The following is a 7,466-nucleotide window of genomic DNA, read 5'->3' as shown; positions in this document are numbered from 1 at the left end:
CCTGAAATCACTGGAAGCTTAGGTACCAAGGTAACGGGAGCTGACGATGTACTCGCTCAAAAGGACTATGAAGTTGTTGATAACACTACTGGAAAAGTAGTTTCCGTTGACCAACTGCAAGTTGGCGGTGACTACACGATTCGTTATACGGCAGATGCCCAAGCAGATTTGAAGAAAGATGCTAACTATGCCTTTGGTGATTTTGGAACGGCTAAGCTGACTGTAACGCCGAAGGCGGTTACAGTGGTGGCTCAAAGTACAGGTAAGACCTATGGTACGGCTGACCCTAAATTAGTGTTAACTGATAAATCTCAAGATGAATTGGTTAATGGTGATCAGTTGTCTGTACTTGATGTTACTTTGACACGCGACACTACTAAAGAAAATGTTGGTACGTATACCAAGGCTATTACTGGGAGCGCAAGTGGTTCAAATAAGAACTACACTGTGACCGTAACGCCAGGGGACTTTGCGATTACACCAGCTGTAGCTACACCTACGATTCAAGCTGCGACCGTAGTTTATGGTGGTAATGATGGTCAGTTACCTGAAATCACTGGAAGCTTAGGTACCAAGGTAACGGGAGCTGACGATGTACTCGCTCAAAAGGACTATGAAGTTGTCGATAACACTACGGAAAAAGTAGTTTCCGTTGACCAACTTCAAGCTGGTGGCGACTACACGATTCGTTATACAGCTGATGCACAAGCTGTTTTGACGGCAGATAAGAATTACAGCTTTGGGACGTTTGGAACAGCCGTATTGACTGTAACGCCAAAGAAAATCACCGTGACGGCAAATGATGCTCAGAAAGTTTATGGCACTACTGACCCTAAATTAACGTTAACTGATGCCTCTAAAGCTGGGCTAGTTAACGATGACCAGTTGTCTGACTTGAAGGTCACTCTGACGCGTGATGCTAATGAAGAAAATATTGGCACATATGCTGACTCCATTAAGGGGAGTAGCTCGAGTAAGAACTACTCCGTGACCGTAACGCCAGGAAACTTTACGGTTACGTCAGCATCGACTAAGGTAACAGTTGCGGATGTCCAAATGATCTATGATGATGAGTTGCCAACGTTATCAGCAACAATTAATGTTCCCAACAACACAATCGCACAAACTGATTTTGAGATTATTGACAATACAACCGGTAAGTCTGTAGGTGCGGCTGACTTACAAGCTGGCGGCAATTACACGATTCAATTGAGTCAGGCTGCCCAAGCACGTTTGGCCCAAGATAATCCTAACTATGATTTCAAAGACGCATTTGGTACCGGGACTCTGACTGTTGCAAAACGGACAGTCACCGTTACAGTGGCCAACCAGGACATGAATGCAGGCGAGTCAATTCCCGCAAACCAGTCAAAGGTAGTAGTTGATGGTTCACCAGTCCATGATCAACCGCAGTTGGATTTGAGCTACGAAGAACCAGATGGCAAGGAAGTCGGAACGTACACAATTGATGCAACATCCGCTAATTCAAATTATGCGTTGACTGTTGTTCCTGGTCAGCTGAAGGTTTTGGGTAAGGTTGATGATCCCGATGGCAGTACGACGATCACTGAAAAAGACTCAGCCGGTAACGTGGTCAAGATTGATAAGAAGTGGGCTGATGGTAGCCAAACGACTTACGTCAATGATCTAGCCGCTGGTAAGAAGACCGTTACGGAGCTAAAGAGTGGAAAACAGGTTGACCAACAGGACATTACCGCGCTTACTCCTGGTTCTAAGGTCACGCTATCTGATGGTGAGGGTACCAATACGAACACTGTCGTTGCGCTTGACCCGAAAACCAACCAGCTAATATTTGAACATGACACAACGCAGACCGCGGCCGATGGTACTATCACGACGAAAGATACTAATGGTAATGTTGTCAAAGTAGTTAAGCCATGGACCGATGACAGCCAAACGACCTACACCTACGACCCAATTTCTGGGGACCGGACAGTAACGGATCAAAAGGACGGTCAGACAGTCAGCCAGCAAAAGATTGCATCTGATGGTGATGGTAAGGCGACGTTAGCGGATGGTAATGGTGTTGAAACTATCGTTGATGCTGGGCAACCAGGGTCACTACCAACGTTTGAACATAACACAACTGCGACGACGAAGGACGATGCTGGTAACGTTACTGTCACGACGAAAGACAATGCTGGCAATGTCATCAATGTAACCAAGAACTGGAATGATGGTGGTAGCACGGTTTACACCTACAATCCAGCTACTGGCAAACAGACGGTGACGGAGCAAAAAGACGGTCAGCCGGTTGATTCTACGACGATTGCTGAGGGTTCTACGGAAGCAACATTGACGAGCGGTAAGGGTATTGCAACCACTGTTGATGTAGAAAAACCAGGTGCACAGCCAACGTTTAAACATGACACGACAAAGACCGATGGCGATACGACTACGACGATGGATGCCAATGGCAATGTCATCAAGGTTGTTAAGCAATGGCCAGATGATAGTCAAACGACTTACACCTATGATCCAGCTGCTCCAGCTACTGAGAACCGGACAGTAACGGAACAAAAAGACGGTAAGACAATCGATCAGAAGACATTCGGTACCGATCCTACAAAGGAAACTTTGAAGAGTGGTGATGGTGTTCAAACTATCGTTAACGCTGGGCAACCAGGCGCACAACCAACGTTTGAACATGACACAACGAAGACGGTGACTGATGCTGCTGGCAACGTTACTGCCACGACAAAAGATGACGCTGGCAATGTCATCAACGTAACCAAGAACTGGACCGATGGTAGTAGCACAGTTTACACCTACGATCCAGACAAGAAGACGCAGACGGTGACGGAGAAAAAAGACGGTAAGACAGTTGATACTAAGACAATCACGCCTGATGTGCCAAATGTAACGTTGTCTACTGGTGACGGCGTTGAAACGCTTGTTGATGCTGAAACGCCAGGCGCAGAGCCAACGTTTAAGCACGACACGACAAAGACCGATGGCGATACGACCACGACGATGGATGCCAATGGCAATGTCATCAAGGTCGTTAAGCAATGGCCAGATAGTAGCCAAACGATTTACACTTACGATCCAGTTGCTAAGAGCCGGACGGTAACGGAACAACAAGACGGTAAGACAGTTGACCAGAAGACATTCGGTCTCGATCCTACAAAGGCCACGTTGAAGACTGGTGATGGTGTTCAAACCATCGTTAACGCTGGGCAACCAGGGTCACAACCAACGTTTGAACATGATACGACGACCACCACGAAGGACGATGCTGGTAACGTGACTGCCACAACGAAAGATGACGCTGGCAATGTCATCAAGGTCATTAAGCAATGGACCGATGATAGTCAAACGGCTTACACTTATGATCCAGTCGAGAAGACACAGACGGTGACAGAACAAAAGGGCGGCAAGACAGTTGCCCAGAAGACATTCGACAAGGGTTCTACGAGTGAAACCTTGACGAATGGTGGCGGTGTTGAACCACTTGTTGAAACCTTTGTTGCTGTGTTGGCACCAGGTTCGGTACCAACGTTTACCCACAACACGACGCAGACGGCCACTGATAAGGCTGGTAACGTGACTGCCACGACGAAAGACGCCGATGGCAATGCTATCAACGTTACCAAGCAGTGGACCGATGGCAGTAAGACAGCTTACGTCTACGATCCAACGACTGGTAAAGGGACTGTTACGGAGGAAAAGGACGGCAAGACGCTCGACCAAAAGACCATTGATGCCGCTACGCCTAAAGCAACGTTATCTGCCGGTGATGGTATCGACACGCTTGTTGATGCTGGGCAACCAGGGTCAGAACCAACGTTTGCCCACAACACGACGCAGACCACGACTGATAAGGCTGGCAACGTCACGACCACGACGAAAGACGCCGTTGGCAATGTCATCAACGTTACCAAGCAGTGGACCGATGGCGGTAAGACAGCTTATACCTACGATCCAACGACGGGTAACCGGACAGTGACTGAGGAAAAAGACGGTAAGACGGTCGACCAAAAGACGATCTCACCCGATAAGACGCAGGCAACGTTATCTGCTGGTGAAGGTGTCGACACGCTTGTTGATGCTGGGCAACCAGGGTCAGAACCAACGTTTGACCATGACACGACGCAGACCACGAAAGATGATGCTGGTAACGTTACTGCCACGACGAAAGACGCCGATGGCAATGTCGTCAAGGTCACTAAGCAGTGGACCGATGGCAGTCAAACGGATTACACTTACGATCCAACGACTGGCAAGCAGACGGTTACGGAACAAAAAGCCGGTAAGACGCTCGACCAGAAGACGATTTCCGCAGATGCACCGAAGGCCACGTTGAAGAGTGGCGATGGCGTTGAAACCATCGTTAATTCAGAGACGCCAGGCGCAGCGCCAACGTTTACCCATGACACGACGCAGACCGGAACCGATAAGTTTGGCAACGTTACTGATACGACGACCGATGCCGATGGCAATGTCGTTAAGGTAACCAAGCACTGGACGGACGGCAGCGAAACGGCTTACACCTACGATCCAGCCACCGGTAAGCAATCAGTGACGGAACAAAAGGACGGTAAGACGGTCGACCAGAAGACGATTGCGGCCGATGGAAAGGCTACGTTGAAGAGTGGCGATGGCGTTGAAACCATCGTTACTGCGGACAAGCCAGGTGCAACGCCAACGTTTGCTCATGAGACAACGCAGACCGCAACTGATAAGTCTGGTAACGTGACTGATACGACGACCGATGCCGATGGCAATGTCGTCAAGGTGACGAAGCACTGGACGGATGGCAGCGAAACGGATTATGCATATGATCCAACGACTGGTAACCGGACTGTGACGGAACAAAAAGACGGCAAGACAGTCGATCAGAAGACGATTGCGCCTGATGACACGACGGCAACGTTATCCGCTGGCGAAGGGGTTAAGACCATCGTCAATGCTGGGCAACCAGGGTCACAACCGACGTTTGAACACGACACGACGCAGACCGCGACTGATAAGTCTGGTAACGTGACTGCCACGACGAAGGACGCCAACGGCAATGTCATCAAAGTCACCAAGCAGTGGACTGATGGGAGTGAGACGACTTACACCTACGATCCAGCTACTGGTAACCGGACTGTGACGGAGCAAAAGGACGGCAAGACGGTCGACCAGAAGACGATTGCACCTGATTCCTCGAAGGCAACATTGACGAGTGGTGAAGGTATCGCAACCATCGTTAATGCCGGGCAACCAGGGTCGCAGCCAACGTTTGAACACGATACAACGCAGACCACGAAAGACGCTGCCGGTAACGTGACTGCCACGACGACAGACACCGATGGCGATATCGTCAAAGTGGCCAAGCAGTGGACCGATGGTAGCGAGACAATCTATGCCTACGATCCAACGACTGGTCAACGGACGGTAACGGAGCAACGAGACGGTAAGACAGTTGATCAGCAGACAATCGTTCCTGGTGCTTCATCAGTGACGTTGTCAGATGGTGCTGGCGGTACAGCGACTGTTAAATTTGCTCAGTCGGCAGATGCCATGCCAACGTTTACCCAGGCGCCAGCGAGTCACAGTGCGGGCGTTAGTGTCCCAACGAACACCGATGCTGATAAGAAGCCCGTGAAGGTCACCAAGCAATGGCCCGACGGTATTCAAGTCATCTATACGTATGACCCAATGAGCGGTCAACGGACTGTTCAGGAACTGAAGAAGGGTAAACTCATTGCGCAACGCACGATGGCCTCCGGTGACTTGGATGCTATCTTACCTGACGGAATGGGTGGTACGACCACCGTTAAGTTCGATGAATCCGGGACGGAACCAATCTTTACGCGTCAACTTGCTGACAAGATAAATAGTCGCAAGGCAACGTCACGGAAGAAGCCATCGAAGAAGTCATTGAAGAACGCCGGTGCAACGCGGAAGAACCTTAAGCAAGCGGGTGCTTCAAAGGCACTGCTTAATGCAACGGGTCATCGTTCTGCTCAAACACTTAACGAAGGCCATGCGGGCGACACTGCTGTAACGGGACGTGATCAGTCTCAACAGACGACGACCAAACAACAGGCAAGTCAACAGGAAACAGAATTACCACAAACGGGCCAAAAGAATGAGAGTTTCTTGGCACAATTAGGGGCAATCCTCTTAGCACTGCTGATCACACCATTTGTTCGTCGGCGCTCACATTAATTTGAGTCACTTAAGATATAAGTAACGCTATAGCTAGACTAAAAGGCCGTCCCTCGAATCGGGGGACGGCTTTTTGGCGTATGGTTTTAGATTGAAAGTCGGTAAGAATTCGCCAGTAAATTAGTGTGAATTTGCCGCGCTACGGCTGACAGGGATTCCGCCTGCTGTGGGGACGCTTCAGACTGGAAGAACGCCAGTCTTCTCGCTCGCTTTGAAGCCACGAAGACCACGTGTCTCCAAAGTCGCCCGTGCTGTAAGCTGGCTGGTGAATCGCCAGCTAACACCACCTCCACGGCTGGCTACATCCCTGTACTCCTCCGGCTCCGATTGTGGTTTACCACGACAGCGGTCGGAAAACGTGAAAACTTAGCGCCTTTGGTTCAATTGATAACGGCCGTTACAGTCATTATCCTTGTTGTCTAAGCACACTATGTAAGCCGAGAGGTCGGCAGATATGGGCTCAGGCGCGTCGTTCTACTTAGTTGGCGATTCTTGCCGGCTTAGTAGAAAACCAAGCTTGTAGACTCGGCTCTTTCGAGGCTTCAAGTTGTGTTCGCACCGTTCCAGCCCATATCTGCCGGCCGGTAAGGCGAAGGACCCACCAGGTTGCCTAGTTCTGGTCCCACTGTTGTTGCTAGAACGGGCATTTAACCTCGTAAAAAAACGGTCAACCCCTGAATGGGAGACCGTTTGGCGTTAGAGGAACCAGTCGCGCAGGTGGTCCGCCACAGTCGCCTTGAACTTGTTAGACTGTGTGGGCGTCATGGTGTCGATTTCGTCGTAAAGGTTGTTATTGATCTTCGTTAAAATCGCGGTAAGCTGCTCTAACTCGGCGTCCGTCAACGTTTCTAAGTACGCTGGCACCTTGGCCGTTTCGGCTGCCGCGGTTTCACGACCCAGATCCGTTAGGCGAATAATCGTTTTGCGCCGATCCGTCGTCGACTTTTCCTTAGTGACTAAGTCCTTTTTGACCAGTTTATTAACAAATTCAGCTGTCGATTGCACCGCGAGATTTAGGCGCGTCGCCAGCTCCTTTTGCGAGAGGCCATCGTCTTGGGATAGGGCCAGTAAAATCTTGCCCTGCCCCTGAAAGCGTAGCGGATGGTCCTCTTTATCCAAGTGGTTGCGGTGGGCTACCTCCTCCGCAGTGTGGCTGACCATGCCGAATTCAATCAGCTTGCCAGCCGCATTTTTTTGTTTCGTCAAATCAGGCATAGAACCGCCTCCCTATTGCCATTATACCCGACAACCAGGTGAAGTGGCATTATCTATTTTGAGCTACCTCT

General features: G+C 49.9%; 2 protein-coding genes. One reads left to right on the top strand and one right to left on the bottom strand.

Annotation, left to right across the window (positions count from 1 at the left end):
- The coding region (locus JUF10_RS00845; protein WP_203640359.1) for an MBG domain-containing protein at positions 1 to 6,180 on the top strand (6,180 nt) is incomplete at its 5' end.
- Positions 6,181 to 6,876: 696 nt separating this feature from the next.
- Here JUF10_RS00845 and JUF10_RS00840 read toward each other — a convergent pair.
- Complete coding sequence (locus tag JUF10_RS00840) at positions 6,877 to 7,395, bottom strand: MarR family winged helix-turn-helix transcriptional regulator (protein WP_203640358.1); 519 nt, start codon at positions 7,393 to 7,395, stop codon at positions 6,877 to 6,879.
- Positions 7,396 to 7,466 lie beyond the last annotated feature (71 nt).

Source organism: Levilactobacillus andaensis (assembly GCF_016861695.1).
GTDB classification, from domain to species: Bacteria; Bacillota; Bacilli; order Lactobacillales; family Lactobacillaceae; genus Levilactobacillus; species Levilactobacillus andaensis.
The sequence above is the reverse complement of the archived record's forward strand: the minus strand, read 5'-3'. Positions and strand labels throughout refer to the sequence as shown.